The sequence below is a fragment of the Streptomyces sp. NPDC048291 genome, assembly GCF_043201715.1.
GTDB lineage: Bacteria > Actinomycetota > Actinomycetes > Streptomycetales > Streptomycetaceae > Streptomyces.
This window is the reverse complement of the sequence record NZ_JBICZC010000017.1, coordinates 131628-148182: the sequence shown is the minus strand read 5'-3', so window position 1 is coordinate 148182 and position 16555 is coordinate 131628. Positions and strand designations below refer to the sequence as shown.

Annotated in this window: 16 protein-coding genes; 7 read left to right on the top strand and 9 right to left on the bottom strand. The window is 69.6% G+C overall.

The window, feature by feature from the left end:
• The first annotated feature begins 241 nt into the window (after window positions 1-241).
• Window positions 242-919, top strand: coding sequence for a hypothetical protein (locus ACGF5O_RS40010; RefSeq protein WP_393814854.1), 678 nt, complete (start codon window positions 242-244; stop codon window positions 917-919).
• Window positions 910-1992 carry a hypothetical protein gene (locus tag ACGF5O_RS40005; RefSeq protein ID WP_393814853.1) on the top strand — a complete coding sequence of 361 codons (1083 nt, stop codon included), beginning with the start codon at window positions 910-912 and terminating at the stop codon, window positions 1990-1992. The genes ACGF5O_RS40010 and ACGF5O_RS40005 overlap by 10 nt, the downstream gene beginning before the upstream one ends.
• Window positions 1993-2062: 70 nt before the next feature.
• Here ACGF5O_RS40005 and ACGF5O_RS40000 read toward each other — a convergent pair whose 3' ends face one another.
• The 5 genes from ACGF5O_RS40000 to ACGF5O_RS39980 are packed head-to-tail and all read right to left on the bottom strand — an operon-like array spanning window position 2063 to window position 5485.
• Window positions 2063-2626 carry a hypothetical protein gene (locus tag ACGF5O_RS40000; protein ID WP_393814852.1) on the bottom strand — a complete coding sequence of 188 codons (564 nt, stop codon included), beginning with the start codon at window positions 2624-2626 and terminating at the stop codon, window positions 2063-2065.
• Window positions 2623-3291: a hypothetical protein gene (locus ACGF5O_RS39995; RefSeq protein ID WP_393814851.1), complete on the bottom strand. Its 669-nt coding sequence runs from the start codon at window positions 3289-3291 to the stop codon at window positions 2623-2625. Before ACGF5O_RS39995 ends, ACGF5O_RS40000 begins: the two co-directional genes overlap by 4 nt.
• A complete protein-coding gene (locus tag ACGF5O_RS39990) occupies window positions 3288-3866 on the bottom strand; it encodes a hypothetical protein (protein WP_393814850.1) in 579 nt (192 codons plus the stop codon). The genes ACGF5O_RS39995 and ACGF5O_RS39990 overlap by 4 nt, the downstream gene beginning before the upstream one ends.
• A gap of 45 nt (window positions 3867-3911) precedes the next feature.
• The gene (locus tag ACGF5O_RS39985; protein ID WP_393814849.1) at window positions 3912-5183 is read right to left on the bottom strand and encodes a putative T7SS-secreted protein; all 1272 of its coding nucleotides are present in this window, start codon (window positions 5181-5183) and stop codon (window positions 3912-3914) included.
• Window positions 5180-5485, bottom strand: a complete 306-nt coding sequence (locus ACGF5O_RS39980) for a WXG100 family type VII secretion target (RefSeq protein WP_393814848.1) — start codon at window positions 5483-5485, stop codon at window positions 5180-5182. The genes ACGF5O_RS39985 and ACGF5O_RS39980 overlap by 4 nt, the downstream gene beginning before the upstream one ends.
• 101 nt (window positions 5486-5586) lie before the next feature.
• On the opposite strand from ACGF5O_RS39980, the gene ACGF5O_RS39975 reads away from it, so the two are divergent.
• Window positions 5587-6261 carry a hypothetical protein gene (locus ACGF5O_RS39975; protein WP_393814847.1) on the top strand — a complete coding sequence of 225 codons (675 nt, stop codon included), beginning with the start codon at window positions 5587-5589 and terminating at the stop codon, window positions 6259-6261.
• A gap of 67 nt (window positions 6262-6328) precedes the next feature.
• Here ACGF5O_RS39975 and ACGF5O_RS39970 read toward each other — a convergent pair whose 3' ends face one another.
• Window positions 6329-6631 carry a WXG100 family type VII secretion target gene (locus ACGF5O_RS39970; protein ID WP_358918953.1) on the bottom strand — a complete coding sequence of 101 codons (303 nt, stop codon included), beginning with the start codon at window positions 6629-6631 and terminating at the stop codon, window positions 6329-6331.
• A 241-nt stretch (window positions 6632-6872) separates the two neighbouring features.
• Here ACGF5O_RS39970 and ACGF5O_RS39965 point away from each other — a divergent pair, with 241 nt between their 5' ends.
• Window positions 6873-11450 (top strand): FtsK/SpoIIIE domain-containing protein, encoded by a 4578-nt coding sequence (locus tag ACGF5O_RS39965; protein ID WP_393814846.1) that lies wholly within the window; start codon window positions 6873-6875, stop codon window positions 11448-11450.
• 134 nt (window positions 11451-11584) lie between these two features.
• Here the strand turns inward: ACGF5O_RS39965 and ACGF5O_RS39960 are convergent, their stop codons facing one another.
• Both ACGF5O_RS39960 and ACGF5O_RS39955 read right to left on the bottom strand, forming a co-directional pair.
• Window positions 11585-13303, bottom strand: a complete 1719-nt coding sequence (locus ACGF5O_RS39960; RefSeq protein ID WP_393814845.1) for a serine/threonine-protein kinase — start codon at window positions 13301-13303, stop codon at window positions 11585-11587.
• Between the two features lie 136 nt (window positions 13304-13439).
• Window positions 13440-14291 carry a menaquinone biosynthetic enzyme MqnA/MqnD family protein gene (locus tag ACGF5O_RS39955; protein ID WP_393814844.1) on the bottom strand — a complete coding sequence of 284 codons (852 nt, stop codon included), beginning with the start codon at window positions 14289-14291 and terminating at the stop codon, window positions 13440-13442.
• Window positions 14292-14609: 318 nt separating this feature from the next.
• Between ACGF5O_RS39955 and ACGF5O_RS39950 the strand changes: the two genes are divergently transcribed.
• Window positions 14610-14813 (top strand): cold-shock protein, encoded by a 204-nt coding sequence (locus ACGF5O_RS39950; protein WP_007490911.1) that lies wholly within the window; start codon window positions 14610-14612, stop codon window positions 14811-14813.
• A 94-nt stretch (window positions 14814-14907) separates the two neighbouring features.
• On the opposite strand, the gene ACGF5O_RS39945 is transcribed toward ACGF5O_RS39950, so the two are convergent.
• Entirely contained in the window at window positions 14908-15498 is a 591-nt protein-coding gene (locus tag ACGF5O_RS39945) for a helix-turn-helix domain-containing protein (protein ID WP_393814843.1), read from the bottom strand.
• A gap of 54 nt (window positions 15499-15552) precedes the next feature.
• Between ACGF5O_RS39945 and ACGF5O_RS39940 the strand changes: the two genes are divergently transcribed.
• Together ACGF5O_RS39940 and ACGF5O_RS39935 are read left to right on the top strand one after the other, a co-directional pair.
• Window positions 15553-16239 carry an AzlC family ABC transporter permease gene (locus tag ACGF5O_RS39940; protein ID WP_393814842.1) on the top strand — a complete coding sequence of 229 codons (687 nt, stop codon included), beginning with the start codon at window positions 15553-15555 and terminating at the stop codon, window positions 16237-16239.
• Window positions 16236-16550, top strand: a complete 315-nt coding sequence (locus ACGF5O_RS39935; protein ID WP_393814841.1) for an AzlD domain-containing protein — start codon at window positions 16236-16238, stop codon at window positions 16548-16550. The genes ACGF5O_RS39940 and ACGF5O_RS39935 overlap by 4 nt, the downstream gene beginning before the upstream one ends.
• Window positions 16551-16555 lie beyond the last annotated feature (5 nt).

Below are 16555 nucleotides of genomic sequence, written 5' to 3'. Positions count from 1 at the left end.
AGCTGCAAGACACCGCGATAGCGAAACGGAACTCGCGCCGTACGGCGCCACGGACACGGCACACGAACGCGTCCGACCTCGTCATCCGTTCAGGCACGATCAGGACACAGCTCACACCTCCGAGCACCCCATGCGCCCAGGATTATCACCATTCACAGCGAAGTTCGCGCTGGCGAAACCGAGAAGCTCCCCGATAGCGTCGGACCTCTTGAATGGACTTTTGTCTCACGGGGAGTTCACTGTGAAGCGCCGTACTTTGCCCGCCGCTGCCGCACTGGCGGCAACCGCAGCGCTGCTGTTGACCGCCTGCGGCAGCGGGGACGACAAGGCCAGCGACAACGACAAGATCGCCGGGGTCGGCCAGGGGACGAAGACGCCGACGGCTTCGGCATCAGCTTCGGGAGCACCGGCAGAGGACAAGCCGGACGGCGTGGACGTGTCCCTGCCCAAGGACATGGACCTGAACATGGTCTTCGACTGGCCCAAGCCGAAGGACAAGAACGAGGCGGCTGCGATGGAGGATGCCGCGAACTTCCTCCGCTCCATCTACCGGGGCATCGACAAGCGCACGACCAAGGACGCTGCGGTGACCACCTACGCCACAGGGGACGGGCTCCACTACGCACAGGTGCAGATCAACGACTGGATCAAGGGCGGTTGGACGGCGACCGGCACGGAGCGTCACTACGACGTCAGTACCCGGTCCACCACAAACGGCCAGGCCGTAGAGGTGGCGTTCTGCGTGGACTCAACCAAGTTCTATGGCAAGGAGATCAAGACTGGGAAGGTCTTGAAGACCAAGCCCAGCCTCGCCGACTTCGACTACTTCAAGATCGTAATGGCCAAGTTCCCCACGGCCGATGACCTGTGGCAGGCGTCCAAGGTGTACGTCCAGACCAAGGCGGCGAAGTGCCAGTGAGCGGATCGCGTCGCGTACTGCTCGGCGCCGGGGCACTGACTCTGCTGCTCAGCCTCCTCCTCGCGGAACCGGCCTACGCTCAAGGGCCGTCGAGCAAGGGCAGGGGCGCCGACACAGAACAGACGGGCGGCAAGGACAACACCAGCATCTACGCCGCCGCCCGCATCCAGTACTCCGGCGCCGTAACCAAAGACGGCAGCACCGGAAACGTCACGTCCTCCGACGTCAACTGGACCCCGCCGCCGTGCTGGTACGCCCCGTACCTCGGTGCCAAGGACTTCAAGAAGAAGATGTCCGAGCAGATCGACAGCGCCAAGAACACGCCCGGCATGGGCGGTACCGCGGGTGCGGCGATCGGTGAGATGCAGCGGCACTACGAGGACGAGTACGGCTGGACGGACACCCCCGGCTACAAGGACTACAACGTCGACAAGGACGGCGACGGGATGTTCTGGGCTGCGGTCGAGAATCCCGACGAACCCGACATCCTCAAGCGGAGTTCGTGTAACGACCTCCCGTTCTGGGTCGAGAACGGCGACGCCCCGCCGGCCCGGTACGAAGAGGCCCTCAGCCCGGAGATCCTCGCCGCCCTCGCGTACCAGCGCATGCAGTTGCCCGACACCAAGGTGACCCTCGCGCCCGAGGCCACCACCAAGGTGAACCTGCCGACCTGGGCCTGGCTCGACAAGGCCGTCTTCGACGAGGTGCAGGCCACGGCGGCCATCGACGTCCCCGGTTTCAACATCCGGGCCACGACCACCGCGAAGCCCGTCGCCCTCAAGCTCGAACCCGGCACCGCGGACGCCGAGACCTTCCCCGCCTCCGGCGAGTGCGTCTTCAACGCCGACGGCTCCATCGGCCATCCCTACGCCAAGGGAGACGCGGGCAAGACGCCGCCCTGCGGCATCCGGTACCTGCACTCCTCCGGTGACGGCGTCTTCAAGCTTCGGGCGACGATCACCTGGAAAATCTCCTGGACGGGTACCGGCAACACGGGAGACGACCTGCCCGACGGCACCTTCGGAACCACGCAGGACATCACCGTGCGGGAGATCCAGGCCGTCGTTCGCTGATCAGGGGCATGCGGCCGGCGGAGCTTCGTTCCGCCGGCCCCACAGAACGCGGCATCCGAACCGATGCCCCTCACATGATCCACCGCAACGACTCCGCGATCGAGTCGCAGAGCCTGCGCATGGGGCCGTTCACTCCGCTGAGCGGCACCGCGAACGCCAGGGCCAGATAGCCGACGCCCCCGGGCATCCGGACGTACAGGTCCAGCGTCGTCGGGCCGACGACGCGCACCGCCTCCCCCGCCGGAAGGGTGACGGCCGAGACCTCTGCCCCGGCCTGGTTCTGCCGTTCCTTCGCTTCGAACGACTCCCGTAGGTCCTCGGGAGTCAGTCCGCCGGGCCGGGGAATCAAGGAGACGATGAGTGAAGCAGGCAGAATGCCGCCGCCTTCCAGCTCCGGCCTCAGGAAGAACTCCAGCGCACCGGTCCTGGCCGCGGCCTCAGCGGTGTTCCGCAGGGTCGCCCAGGTCTCCTGCTTGATCTCGGCCGGAACGTTCTTTCCGTCGGCCTGGTGGTCGACGAACGTCTTCAGCTGGGCACGCCAGCGCTCCTGGGCGAGGTCGATGCGGAACCAGTCCCGCGGGACCAGAAGCCGGTAGTCCCTGGGAGGTGCCGTGGCGTCGGGCTCCGTGGTCACGCCGGCATCACTCTCGGCTTGCCCGAGTCGTCGAACAGGCGGACGCTCTTCACGACACCGGCGAACATGGCCGAGAAGACGTCCCAGGCCTGGGGTGTGGGAGTGCCCATCTCCAGGACCAGGACCGTTCCGTTGTCGAGCGGTATCTGGACCTGGATGAAGGAGGTCACCACCGGTTCGTCGGCCCCGGAGGCGGTGAGGCTGCCGGGCAGGCTCCCCTTCCGGGTGCCGATGCAGGACACGGCCGGACCGCAGGGCAACTCGATCTCGCTGACCTGGCCCATGTCGAGGTGACGGATCGTCGAGCCCAGGAATGCGACGGGGCGGGTGCCGGCCCGCGCATCCAGGTCGATCATGCTGACGGCGACCGTCGCCGTGCACCGAGCCCCGTCCACCTCCGTCATGACGAAGCCGGAGTACTGGATCCCGGCCTCGACGAAGGAGTCGTAGTGCGCGGCGACCATGACCGCCCACTCCAGTTGCACCTCGAAGGTGGCCTCCGGCATCACGGCACGGGCCAGTTCGACGAGTTGCTCGGCCGTCTCGTCCAGACTCTCCGCGTCCATCGGGATCTCGAAGAACCCCTCCGGCATGATCCAGCGGACATCGATGCCCGGGCCGCCGAGCGAACCTTGAACATTCTCTTCAGCTGTTGCGGCGCTCACGACAGGCCTTCTCCATCGACGGTCTCTGCTTCGTCCACTTCGGGACGGAACGTGGCCGCGAATGGATACGGGCCGTAGTGCGGATAGTGAGCGGGTACATCTGCCCCGCCTCTGCGCGCTAGATGCGCCAGCTCCCGGTAGGCACGCGCGCGGGCCCGGAGGTTCTGGCGAACAGGGTTCCCCCAGTGCAGAGCGGCAGTGCGTACGAGGACGGCGAGCAGGATCAGTACGACGGCACAGGCCGCGGCCGCATAGACGAGTCGTGCGGTATCCGACTCCCAGAACTGAACCACGCCGCCCCAGTACACCGCCGCGCCAAAGCCGATGAGCGCCAGGGGCACACCGGTCTTGAACCCCGCGTTGAACAGCGCGGTCTCGTCCTCATGCCGAAGCCGGAGCATACGAAGGACCCGCCGGTCGTCCAGGAAGTCGAAGCGGAGTTCGTTGCCCGACCGCTCTGCGAAGGCCTTGGCGGCCGGGACGGCGGCAATCACCTCACCCGGGACGAGCCGCGCGGTCTCTGCTCCCCTGCGGCCGACGAACTCCCATTCGCCGAGGTCGGTCGAGTCGCTCACCTGGATCACCTTCTTGATACGCGGCTTGAACGGACTTCAGAGCGCCTACGCGGCCAGCGCCGCGTGGAACGGCTTCGGCGAAGGCTGAGGCGACGGCGACGGGGTCGGTGTGGACCTGGTGGGTTCCGGCTCCTGGTAGCCGGTGGTCCCGCCGTTCTCGCCGCTGAACATCCTGTGGAGCGCGCTCGCGAGACCGTTGCCCTTGATGACCCCGGTGATCTGCTTGCCACCGATGGGGACGAATTTTTCCGGAAGACCGGCGACGTTGAGCCGCTGCCCGACTTTGAGACCTTGGGCAAGGACCTTGTTCGTCAGGCCGACGCTGAGACCGTTGAGGAAGTTGTGCCCGACTCCGGCAAGAGCACCAGCACCCACTTTGCCCAAGGTGCCTGCTTTGAAGAGGGCCGTGAACTTTTCCATGCCTCTGAGTCCAGAGAGAGCCTTGAAGCCCTTGAGCGCACCGAGCCCGGGAAGGACTCCCAGAAAGTCGGTGCCGAGCTTGAGCCAGTTGACCTTCCCACCGCGCACCGTCATGTCGTAGGCGTGCCCTGCCAGCGCCGCCGCGCTGGTGAGTACCGCGAGGGTGGCGAAGACGGGAACCAGGAACTGCAACGGCGGGATGAATGCGCAGACGACTGCCAGAACGGACAGGATCGCGGAGATATTGGAGAACGTGTCGGCCCAGTCGGCGAGCCAGTTCATGAATCCGCCGGGGTCACGCACCGAGTCGTGGTGGACCACATCCTTGATGTGGCGGGCGGCACGGTCCCCGGCGTCGTCGAAGATGTCCCTGGCGTCTTTGACTTCCTTGCGCGCCTGACCGATGCGATGCAGCGCGTCGTCGCGCTTCCTCTCCCAGCGTTCGTACTCGGGCTTGTCCGCCTCGGGTATCTGACTGACGAGGTACTTGTCCGTGAACTTCTTCACTTCTCGATCGGCGAGATCGTGATCGGACTTGGCCTCGCGGTAATCCGTCAGGGCCTTGTCAGCCTTCTTCTGCGCTCGCTGCAACTCTCCGGCGAACTCCTTGGATTCGCCTTCGGCCACCTTGGTGCCCAATGCCTTGGACGCCTCGTCGTACCGCTCGAACGCCTTCTTGAGCCGGTCTCCGGCGCCGTCGGCGATCTCGTTGAAGGCGCGGCCGGCGTCACTGTCCCAGCCCTCCACCGAGGACAGGGCCTTGATCACGCGCGCCTGCTCGTCGATCGTGTCGGCCATCTGCCGCAACTTGCCTCCGAGGGCGGCGACTTCGTCAGGGTCTCCCGGAGTGGGATCTTCGTCCCACAGCGGCGGCCAGTCACCGGATCGCCTACTCACTTCTTGCCCCTCCCCGTGTTGTCGGCAATTGCCTTGGCCAACTCATGGTCGATCTCTTCGTACTTCTGGGCCGCCGCTCCGGTGTAATCGGCGAGCTTCTTCAGTTCCTTCGACAGGGTCTTGCGCGTCTTCTTCCAGGTGGTGCTGAACTCGTCGAAGGCGTCTTTCAGTCCACTGTGCCCAAGTCCGTCCTCGTAACCGTCCGAAGGGTTCCCGTGCTGGTCAAACTCATTGTGGAGCTTGCCCAGTGTTCGAGAGCACCCCTTGATCATGTCGAGGTCGTACCTGATTCTGTCGGCCATTGAAAATTCCCCCATCATGGACATGAGACACTGCCGCGAGACTTCCTCCGGCGAACTACATGGAAGGTGGGACGGGTTTGTCCGCGAGTACCGACCACACCGTGCGGGACCGGCTCGGCGTCACGCCCGACGCAGCGGTCTGGTGCACGATCGGCAAGATCCCGGAACCGCCTGCCGAAGTGCACCGGGCAGCCGGATCGGCGCCCTTGCGTCCCGCCTTCATCAGGCCGCTGGGCATGCTCGGAGTCGCGCTGGGCATGCCCTTGCTCTTCATCGGCAAACTGTTCGGTCTCCTCGGCGCGGGTGAGGAGGCCCTCCAGCGGATGCTGTCGACGACCGGGGAACAAGAGCGTCACCGCGCCGCGAAGCTCGAAAAGAAGCAGCGTGACGAGGCCGTCGTCGAGCTCGGCCTCGACAAGACCTTCGACGGCGACTGGAACGGGGCGGCCGGCCGCCTCCTCCTGCAGTGGTACAGCCATTCCTCCCACCACCAACGTCTTGTCGCACTCGCCGGGGACCGCATCCTGCTGGCCGCTCCGCCCAAGCGGGTGTCGATCCGCCGCGACGCCCTCATGCAGGTCGTCGCCGAGATACCCACCGAAGAAGCCGTCCTTGCGGACCCCCTCCTCGCCTTCAAGGTCAGGAACGAGAAGCTGGTCCTGCGTTTCAAGGACGGCTCGTGGCTCACTCTGACGACCGTGCAGTGGGACAGCGAGCTTCACACGTATCTGAAGCGCCATCAGCAGCCGGGCGCGGCCCGGGCAACCGAAGCCTGACAGCCAAGTGCGACGGAGCACAGCACGTGCTCCGTCGCACCCGGTCGTTCAGCGGCCTCGGACTTTACTAACCCTTGGCCTGCTTCGCCAGCGAGTCGTCCAGCTGCTCGTACGCTTCCTTGGCCTTCTTCAGGAAGTCGGACAGGCCGTGGAGGCCCTGGATCGTCTTCGTCGCGCCCTTGGTGAAGTCCTTCATGGAGTCGTCGTACGCTCCCGAGGCCTTCTGGGTGGTGAAGCCGTTCTCCACCAGGGCGGAGACGCGCTTCTCGACGTTCTTGATCTTGTCCTCAAGATCGTGCATGTCCTTGATCAGGTCGCCTGCGACCTTCTCCATCTCGGCATATGTGAGATCCGTGTCTTTGCCGGCCATGACGGCTCCCTCCCGTTCGTGTGGCCTCAGGGCCTTCCCCCGTGGCACCGTTCGCGCGGATCCTTGGCCATGGCATGGCCGTCCGCACGAGCAAAGATCCTACGGGGGTGACGCGTGCGACCGCACGGGCCTTGTGCGGCGGAACCGTGAACCGTCCACATCCCGTTGCACCCGGGAAAGTGCGGACGGCTAAGGTCACTTCCACTGTGTTGGGTGCTCTAGGTGTGTTGGGGGACGGAACGTGCGCCTGAGTCTGACCGTGGTCGACCCGGTCGGCGGTGCCACCGCCGACGTGGTGCTCGACGCGGATCCCGAGTCCACCGTAGGAGACGTCGCGCGGGAGCTGGCCCGGCAGGTCGGTCTCGGGTATCCGGATCCCGGCGAGGGCGGCGCCCAGGTCATCCCCATCGGCGCGCACCGCCAACAGGCCGCCGCCGTCCAGGTGTCCGGGCCGCTCGCCTACGTCGACGGGTACGCCCTCGACCCCGCCGCCACCGTCGTCGGCTCGCCGCTGCGGGACGGCGTCGTCGTCAGTCTCCACGATCCCGCCGGGTGTCTGCTCGGTGAGCCCACCGGTGTGGTGGAGTTCCGGGTCGCGGGCGGCCCGGCCGCCGGCGCCGTGCACCGGCTCGGGGTCGGGCGGTACGACATCGGTACCGGGCCCGCCTCCCACCTCCGCGTCGAGGACCCCGAGTTGCCCGCCCGCGCCGCCACGCTCACCATCGCCATCGACGGCACCTGCAAAGTGCAGATACACACCGAGGACGCCCGGCTGGACGGGGAGGAGGCGGAGAGCGGCGGTGACTGGCCGCTCGGGGCGCAACTCGCCCTCGGCAACACGCTGCTCGAAATCGCCGGGTACAGCCCGCCCAACGCCGCCCTCAAGTGGTCCGACGACGGTGCCGGTCTCGACTACAACCGGCCCCCGCGGCTGCGCCCCGCCGACCGGCAGACGCACTTCTCGCTGCCCAACCCGCTCAGCGACTACGAGGCCCGGCCGCTGCCCTGGCTGATGGCGCTGCTGCCGCTCGTCGGTGCCGTCGTCTCCGTGATGATGTTCGGGCGCTGGTACTACCTGATCATGGCGCTGATGAGCCCCCTCATGCTCTTCGGCAACTACTTCATGGACAAGAAGCACGGCCGGAAGTCGCACGCCAAGCAGCTCAAGGAGTACAAGGAGCACAAGGCGCGGATCGAGGAGGAAGCGCAGGAGGCGCTCGTCGCGGAGCGGTCCGCGCGGCGGGCCGCGGTGCCGGATCCGGCGGCCGTGCTGACGTACGGCACCGGGCCGCGGACGCGGCTGTGGGAGCGGCGGCGCACCGACGCCGACCATCTGCTGATCCGGTTCGGCACCGGACGCGTGCCCTCCGAGGTCGAGCTCGACGACCCCGAGCAGGACGAGCACAAGCGCAAGGTCCGCTGGTACATAGAGGACGCCCCGGTCGGTCTTTCGCTGCGCGACCTCGGGGTGATCGGAGTCGCCGGGCCGGGCGACTCGGCGCATGCGCTGGGCCGTTGGGCCGTCGCCCAGACCGCCGTCCTGCACAGCCCCATGGACGTGCAGTTCTACGTCCTCACCGACAACGACGCCGGCGCACGCTGGGACTGGATGCGGTGGCTGCCGCACTCCCGGCCGGGCGGCGGGCAGGACGTGAACGTCCTCATCGGCACCGACTCCGAGACCGTCGGCGCCCGCGTCGGCGAGCTCACCCAGCTCCTCGACGGCCGGCAGAAGGCCCTGCAGAAGGGCGGGCGGAGCAAGACCGACGGGCCGGCCTTCTCCGACCCCGACATCGTCGTCGTGTGGGACGGCTCGCGGCGCCTGCGGTCCATGCCCGGTGTCGTACGGCTGCTGAAGGAGGGGCCGGGTGTCGCCATCCGCTCCCTCTGCCTCGACGAGGAGGAGCGGTTCCTGCCCGGGGAGTGCCAGGGGGTCGTGGTCGCCGAGCCGCGGGCCACCAAGGAGACCGCGCAGGCGGCGCCCGTGGCCCAGCAGGCGGTCGGCGGGTTCCCGTCCTTCCAGGCCTGGCATCCCCAGAGCGGCAACGGCGGCGAGGAGCAGGCTCCGCAGGACCTGGAGTTGAGGCTGCGCGTCGAGCAGAGCGGGGCGCTGCGCAAGCTGGGCGTACGGCCCGACTTCGTCTCCGCCGCCTGGTGCGGGCGGCTCGCCCGCTCGCTCTCCCCGCTCCGCGACATCAGCGGCGAGAGCGAGGACTCCGCCCTGCCCGCCGCCAGCCGGCTGCTCGACGTGCTCCAGCTGGAGCCGCCCACGCGGGACGCGATCTCCGCCCGCTGGCGGATGGGCGGGCAGTCGACGATGGCGGTCATCGGGGAGTCGTACGACGGCCCGTTCGGCATCGACCTGCGGCGCGACGGGCCGCACGGGCTCATCGCCGGTACCACCGGTTCCGGCAAGTCCGAGCTGCTGCAGACCATCGTGGCCGCGCTGGCCGTCGCCAACACCCCCGAGAACATGACCTTCGTGCTCGTCGACTACAAGGGTGGCTCGGCGTTCAAGGACTGCGTGAAGCTGCCGCACACCGTGGGCATGGTCACCGACCTCGACGCCCACCTCGTGGAGCGGGCCCTGGAGTCGCTGGGGGCGGAGCTCAAGCGGCGCGAGCACATCCTCGCCGCCGCCGACGCCAAGGACATCGAGGACTACCAGGACCTCGTCAAGAGAGATCCGTCCCGCTCCCCGGTGCCCCGACTCCTCATCGTCATCGACGAGTTCGCGTCGATGGTCCGTGATCTGCCCGACTTCGTCACCGGACTCGTGAACATCGCCCAGCGCGGCCGGTCCCTCGGCATCCACCTCCTGCTCGCCACCCAGCGGCCCTCCGGTGTCGTGTCGCCCGAGATCCGCGCCAACACCAACCTCCGGATCGCGCTGCGCGTGACCGACGCCGGTGAGTCGACGGACGTCATCGACGCGCCGGACGCCGGGCACATCGCGAAGAGCACGCCGGGACGGGCGTACGTCCGGCTCGGGCACGCCTCGCTGGTCCCCTTCCAGTCGGGGCGGGTCGGCGGACGGCGGCCGGGCGCCGCGGACCCGGCCACCCTCGCGCCCTGGGCCGGGGCGCTGTCCTGGCAGGACCTCGGGCGGGCCGCGCTGCGCAAGCCGAAGTCCGAGGCGAAGGAGGACGACGAGATCACCGACCTGAAGGTGCTCGTCGACGCCGTCCGCGAGGCCAACACCGCCCTGCGGATCCCGGCCCAGCACTCCCCGTGGCTGCCCGCCCTCGACGACATGCTGCTGCTCGACGACGTGCCGGCCGTGCAGGCGCAGGGTTCGCTGCCCGCCGCCGCGTACGGGGTCGAGGACCTGCCGGCCGACCAGGCCCGCCGCGCGGTCGCCGTCGACTTCGCGACCTTCGGGCACCTCATCATCGCGGGTGCCCCGCGCACCGGACGCTCGCAGGTGCTGCGCACCATCGCCGGTTCGCTGGCCCGCACCAACTCCTGTGCCGACGTGCACCTGTACGGCATCGACTGCGGCAACGGCGCGCTGAACGCGCTGACCCGGCTGCCGCACTGCGGCGCGGTCGTCGGCCGCAACCAGACCGAGCGGGTGGAACGGCTCATGGCCCGCCTCTCCGGTGAGCTGGGCCGCCGTCAGGAGCTGCTCGCGGACCGGGGGTTCGCGGACGTCGGGGAGCAGCGGGCCGCCGTGCCGGAGGCCGAACGGCTGCCGCACATCGTGCTGCTTCTGGACCGCTGGGAGGGCTGGCTGCCCACCCTCGGCGAGCTGAACCACGGTGACCTCACCGACCAGATCATGGTGATGATGCGGGAGGGCGCGAGCGTCGGCATCCATCTCGTCCTCACCGGCGACCGGCAGATCCTGGCCGGCCGGATCTCCTCCCTCACCGAGGACAAGTACGGTCTGCGGCTCGCCGACCGCGCCGACTTCTCGATGCTGGACATCAACTCCCGCAAGGTTCCCGAGGAGATCCCGCCCGGCCGCGCCTTCCGCAGCGAGACGGCCGCCGAGACGCAGTTCGCGCTGCTCTCCGCGGACACCACGGGGCAGGGCCAGAACGCGGCGATCGTCGCGATCGGCGAGGCGGCCGAGGCCCGCGACGCCCAAGTCGAGCGCTCCCGGCGCCCGTTCCGGGTGGACGTGCTGCCCAGCCGGATCTCCTTCGAGGACGCCTGGGCGATGCGTACCCCGGCCGCGGCGGCCACTCCGCTGTGGGCCCTGGTCGGCGTCGGCGGCGACGAACTCACCGCCTTCGGACCGGACCTGGCGCAGGGCGTCCCGGCCTTCGTGATCGGCGGTCCCGCCAAGTCCGGCCGCTCCACGACCCTGTTGGGCTTCGCCCGCTCCTACCTCGCCAACGGCGTACGCATCGTCGTCGCCGCGCCCCGGCAGTCCCCGCTGCGTGAACTCGACGGCCGGGACGGTGTGTTGAAGGTCTTCACCGGGCGGGACGTGGACGAGGACGAGCTGACGGAGGTGCTGTCGTCGGCGTCCCCGGCCGAGCCGATCGTCGTGCTCGTCGACGACGCCGAGGTGCTGGACGACTGCGACGCCGAGGGTGTCTTCAAGCGGATCGTGGAGCGCGGCACCGAAGAGGGCCTCGCCGTGGTCATCGCCGGTGACGAGGACGAGATCTGCGACGGCTTCTCGGGCTGGCAGGTCGACGCCAAGAAGGCCCGCCGGGGCATCCTGCTCTCCCCGCAGGAGTCCGGCTCCGGCGAGCTGATCGGCATCCGCACCACCCGGGCCATGGTGGGCGGCCCGATCCAGCCCGGCAAGGGCATGCTGCACCTCGGCAGCGGGGAGCACGTCACGGTGACGACCCCGCAGTAACCGCGGGCGGTCGCAGGGTGGGCGCGGACCGGCCGCAGGGCCTTCGCGGACCGGTCGGGAGGCCTTCGCGAGGTGGGCGCGGACCGGTAGCGGGGCCCTCGCGGGGCCTTCGCGGGGCAGGGGACCCCGGGTCCTCAGTCCCCCGTCTTCGACATCACCGCGACCGGGTTCCCCTCCGCCGAGCTGTTCGACGTGTAGACCAGGTCGCCGTGGCTCGGGGTCAGGTAGACGGTGTTCGTGGCGGGGTCGCAGCCGTCGTGGTTGCCCTTGGCGCCGGTGGAGGAGGCGACGATCCTGGCCGCCGTCACCGATCTCAGCCTGAGGATGTCCGTACAGACCCCGCCCAGCTGGTCGGTCTGCCGCAGGCGGCCCAACTCCTGGCCCACCGAAGCCTGTTCGACGGTGACCCGGAAGGTGCCGATGGGCAGGTTGCCGGACAGGGCGGTCGCCGAGCCCTCCCAGGTGCCGAGGTAGGCCGCCGGGATCTTCCCGTCCCCGGCCGGGGACGACGCCGATGCCGAGGGCGACTTGGCGGTGGCCCCCGCGTCACTGTCCGTCCCGCCGTCGGCCCGGAGGAACGGCTGCACCAGGAACCCCACCCCGACGGTGACCACCGCCAGCGCGGCGGCCACCGCGAGCGCGACCGTGCAGCTCACCCGTCGCCCGCGGCCGTCCGCGCCCGGTACGGCGGTCGCCGCGACGCTCACGGACACCTTGCCGGGCTTCCCGAGTGTCTCGGGCGTCCCCTCCGCCGCGGGCGCGGCATCCCGCGGCTCCGGTACGACCGCGGGCGGCACCGTCGGTTCCGGTACGACCGCGGGCGGCACCGTCGGTTCCGGTACGACCGCGGGCGGCACCGTCGGCGGCGGGCCGAACTCCCCGGCCACGGAAGGGGTGCTGAACTCCACCGGCCCGGTCACCGGCCAGGGCGCCGGTACGACGGCCGGCACGGCCTCCGCCGCCTCCAGGTTCAGCACCTCCACCGCGCTCCGGCTCACCCGCTCCACCAGCGCCCCCGGCAGCCACCCGCCCGCCACCAGCCGTGCGGTCCCCTCGGGCGCCAGCCGCCGGGCCACCTCCGCCGGGCCCGGCCGCCGCTCCGGCTCCTTCGCGAGGCAGGCCTCGGCCACCTCCCGCAACTCTCCGCTCAGCGAGCCGAGTTCGGGCTCCTCGTGGACGACCTTGTAGAGCAGGGCGGCCGAGGAGTCCCCGGGGAACGGCGGCGCCCCGTTGGCCGCGTACGCCAGTACGGCGCCGAGGGAGAAGACGTCCGCCGCGCCCGTGGCGCCCTTGCCGAGGATCTGCTCCGGGGACATGTATCCGGGCGAGCCGATCGACACCCCCGAGGACGTCAGCGAAGCCGTGCCGTCGGTGGCGCGGGCGATGCCGAAGTCGATGAGGAGCGGTCCGTCGAGGGTCAGGAGCACGTTCGAGGGCTTCACGTCCCGGTGCACGAGCCCGAGTTCGTGCACCGCCGTCAGCGCCTCGGCGAGTCCCGCGCCGAGCGCCCGTACCGTGTGCGCGGGCAGCGGGCCGCCGTCGGTCACGGCGGCCGTCAGGGAGGGGCCGGCCGCGTAGGCCGTGGCGACCCAGGGCACGGGGGCGTCCGGGTCGGCGTCCAGGACGGAGGCGGTCCAGGCGCCGCCGACCCGCCGCGCGGCCTGCACCTCGCGGCGGAAGCGGGCGCGGAACTCCTCGTCCAGGGCGAAGTGCGGGTGCACGATCTTGACGGCGACGGAGCGGCCGCCGGCCGATCGGCCCAGATAGACGCGGCCCATGCCGCCGGAGCCGAGCCGGCCGAGCAGCCGGTACGGTCCGACGGTTGTGGGTTCGTCGCCCGCGAGCGGCTGCATGCGCCCTCACCCCCCAGAGAGTTCAGCTGAAGCCTATTCGCTCCGCGGGTCGGGTGGTTGTTTTGCCGCGGGCCCGGTGGGGGCTGGTCGCGCAGTTCCCCGCGCCCCTTACGGGGCGCTCTGTGCGGGGCGATCCTTACGGGGCGCTCAGCAGGTCGACCTTTACGTCTGCCGGGAAGCCGGTCGTCGGGCCCACCCTGCGGGCGAACTCCGTCACCGCGGCCAGCTGGGGGGCGCCGAAGCTGAAGTCGAGGGTGGTGAAGTACTGGGCGAGGGTCGCCTCGTCGAACTCCTCCCAGCGGGCGGCCTGTTCGGCGACCTTGGCGACCTCCTCCAGGGAGAGGTTGCGGGAGTCGAGGAAGGCGCCGTGCACCTCGCGGGTCAGGTGCGGTTCGCGCTCCAGGTAGTCCCGGCGCGCCGCCCACACCGCGAAGACGAACGGCAGGCCCGTCCACTCCTTCCACAGTGCGCCGAGGTCGTGCACCTGGAGGCCGAAGCGCGGGGCGTCCAGCAGGTTGGCGCGCAGGGCCGCGTCGCCGATGAGCACCGCCGCGTCCGCCTCCTGCATCATCAGGCTGAGGTCGGGCGGGCAGGTGTAGTACTCGGGCTGGACGCCGTAGCGATCGGCGAGCAGCAGCTGGGCGAGGCGGACCGAAGTACGCGAGGTGGAGCCGAGGGCGACCCGGCGGCCGTCCAGCTGGTCCAGCGGGACCTGCGAGACGATCACGCAGGACATCACCGGGCCGTCGCAGCCGACGGCGATGTCCGGGAAGGCGACCAGGTCGTCGGCGTTGCGCAGGAACTCGACGAGGGTGATGGGCCCGATGTCGAGGTCGCCGCGCACCAGCTGCTCGCTGAGCTTCTCAGGGGTGTCCTTGGTCAGCTCGAAGTCGAGAAGGGTGCCGGTTCTCGCGAGCCCCCAGTAGAGGGGCAGGCAGTTCAGGAACTGGATGTGGCCGACGCGCGGCCGGGTGCGAGAATTGTCCACATCGCGAGACTAGACCCCATGGGGTAGCGTGCTGGGACCGCCCCCAGCCTCCGGTGTCCGACCGCCCTTCCGGTCAACCCACCCTCGGGGCGATTCAAACGTCCGGGTGACGTGATCTTGGCCCCTGTTGCTTTCGGCTGCCTACATGCTAGGCTCAACGCAAGTTGCAGTTTGGTTTCCCTTGCAGTACAGAGCCTGCGGAGCATGTAACCGTGGGCTCTTGTCGTTTTCAGACGTATGCAGTTGTGCGGCACTTAGTTTGTTTTCACACTTGCAGGTTCTGGAGCAGGGCGACCCTTTTGGGCCCAAGGAGGGCTTATGGCTACCGGAACCGTGAAGTGGTTCAACGCCGAAAAGGGCTTTGGTTTCATCGCCCAGGAAGGCGGCGGCCCCGACGTCTTCGTCCACTACTCCGCGATCAACGCCAACGGGTTCCGCTCCCTGGAGGAGAACCAGCAGGTGAGCTTCGACGTCACGCAGGGCCCGAAGGGTCCGCAGGCGGAGAACGTCACCCCCGTCTGATCTCAGACAAACCAAGTCTGATCGCAGACTGAGTGCAGTACCCAAGGAGCCCCGCGCCGTCAGGCGACGGGGCTCCTGCCTTTTCCGTCCCCGTTTACACGTGCTGCATCACCAGCACGAACGTGGTGCCGGGCGCCAGCGCCTCGTACACATGCGGAATATCGCCGCGATATGTCAGGTAATCACCGGGGTTCAATTCGACGGTTTCTCCGCGTGGCCCCGCCTTAACCTGCCCGCCGCATACGACGAGATGCTCGACCGTTCCCGGAATGTGCGGCTCGGACTCCCGCGCCACGCCCGGCTCCATCCGCAGGTGGTAGAGGTCCCGGCGGACTCCGGGCGGGCAGGACGACAGCAGGGTGGCGGCGAAGTCGGCCCGCTCCGACGCGACCGTGGGCCCCTCCCCCGCCCGGATCACCTGAACGCCGGACACCGGCGGCTCGACCAGCACGCTGAACGGCACGCCGAGCGCCACCCCGAGCGACCACAGCGTCTCCACGCTCGGGTTGCCGCCGCCGGCCTCCAGCTGGGACAGCGTGGACTTCGCGACGCCGGCCCGTTTCGCCAGCTCGGACAGGGAGAGTCCGGCCCGGGCCCGCTCGCGCTTCAGCGCCCCGGCGATCCACTCCATCGGAAGCCGGTCCGGCCGGCCGGTTGCTTCGGACATCTCGTTCGTTCGCTCCATCGGTACGACCGTTCGCCTTGACGAACACCACCCTACGCGTTCACCATAAAGAACATGCGTTCGCCAAACCGAACAGCCCGAACAACCCACCCCGGGAGAACAGCCTCCCTGGTCCGGGACAGTTCACTCGTCTGGCTGGCCGGTGGGATCGTCGGCGTCTCCTTCGGCGCGGTCAGCGTCGCCGGCGGCCTGCCCGTGTGGGTCCCGGTCGTCATGTCCCTCGTCGTGTACGCGGGCTCGGCCCAGTTCAGCGCGGTCGGCGTACTGCTCGCCGGTGGCGGCCCGCTGGCCGCCGCGGCCACCGGCCTGCTCCTCAACACCCGTACGGCGGCCTTCGGCCTGGCCGTCGCCGACCTGCTCGGCCCCGGCCGGGCCACCCGCCTGCTCGGCGCCCACCTGGTCACCGACGAGACGGTCGCCTTCGCCCTGGCCCAGCCGGACCCGGCCCGCCGCCGGGCCGCGTTCTGGATCTCGGGCCTCGGCCTGTTCGCCGCCTGGAACGTGGGGGTGGCGGCCGGCGCCCTCGCGGGCGGCACCCTCGGCGACACCGCCCGCTACGGCCTGGACGCGGCGTTCCCCGCCGTCCTGGTCGCCCTGGTCCTGCCCGCCCTCCGCGAGGACGCGGGGGTCCGCCGAGCAGCCCTGCTCGGCGCGGCTATCGCCCTCGCGGTGACCCCCGCCGTCCCCGCCGGGGTCCCGGTCCTGCTCTCCCTCTGCGCCCTGGTGGTGGTACGACGATGAACGCAACGGTGGTCATGATCCTGGCCCTCGCCCTCGGCACGTACGCCTTCCGGCTGGTGGGCCCGGCGCTGCACGGCCGGGTGGAGATCCCGGCGCGGGTCCAGGAGCTGGCGTCGGCGGGAGCGGTGGTCCTGCTGACCGCACTCCTCGCGACCGGCGCACTCACGGAGAACGGCGGCTTCACGGGGTGGGCGCGCCCGGCCGGGGTGCTGGTGGCCGGCGTACTCGCGTGGAGGAAGGCGCCGTTCGCGGTGGTGGTCGTGGGGGCGGCGGCGGTGACGGCGGCGCTAAGGGCGGCGGGGCTGGGGTAGAGGAG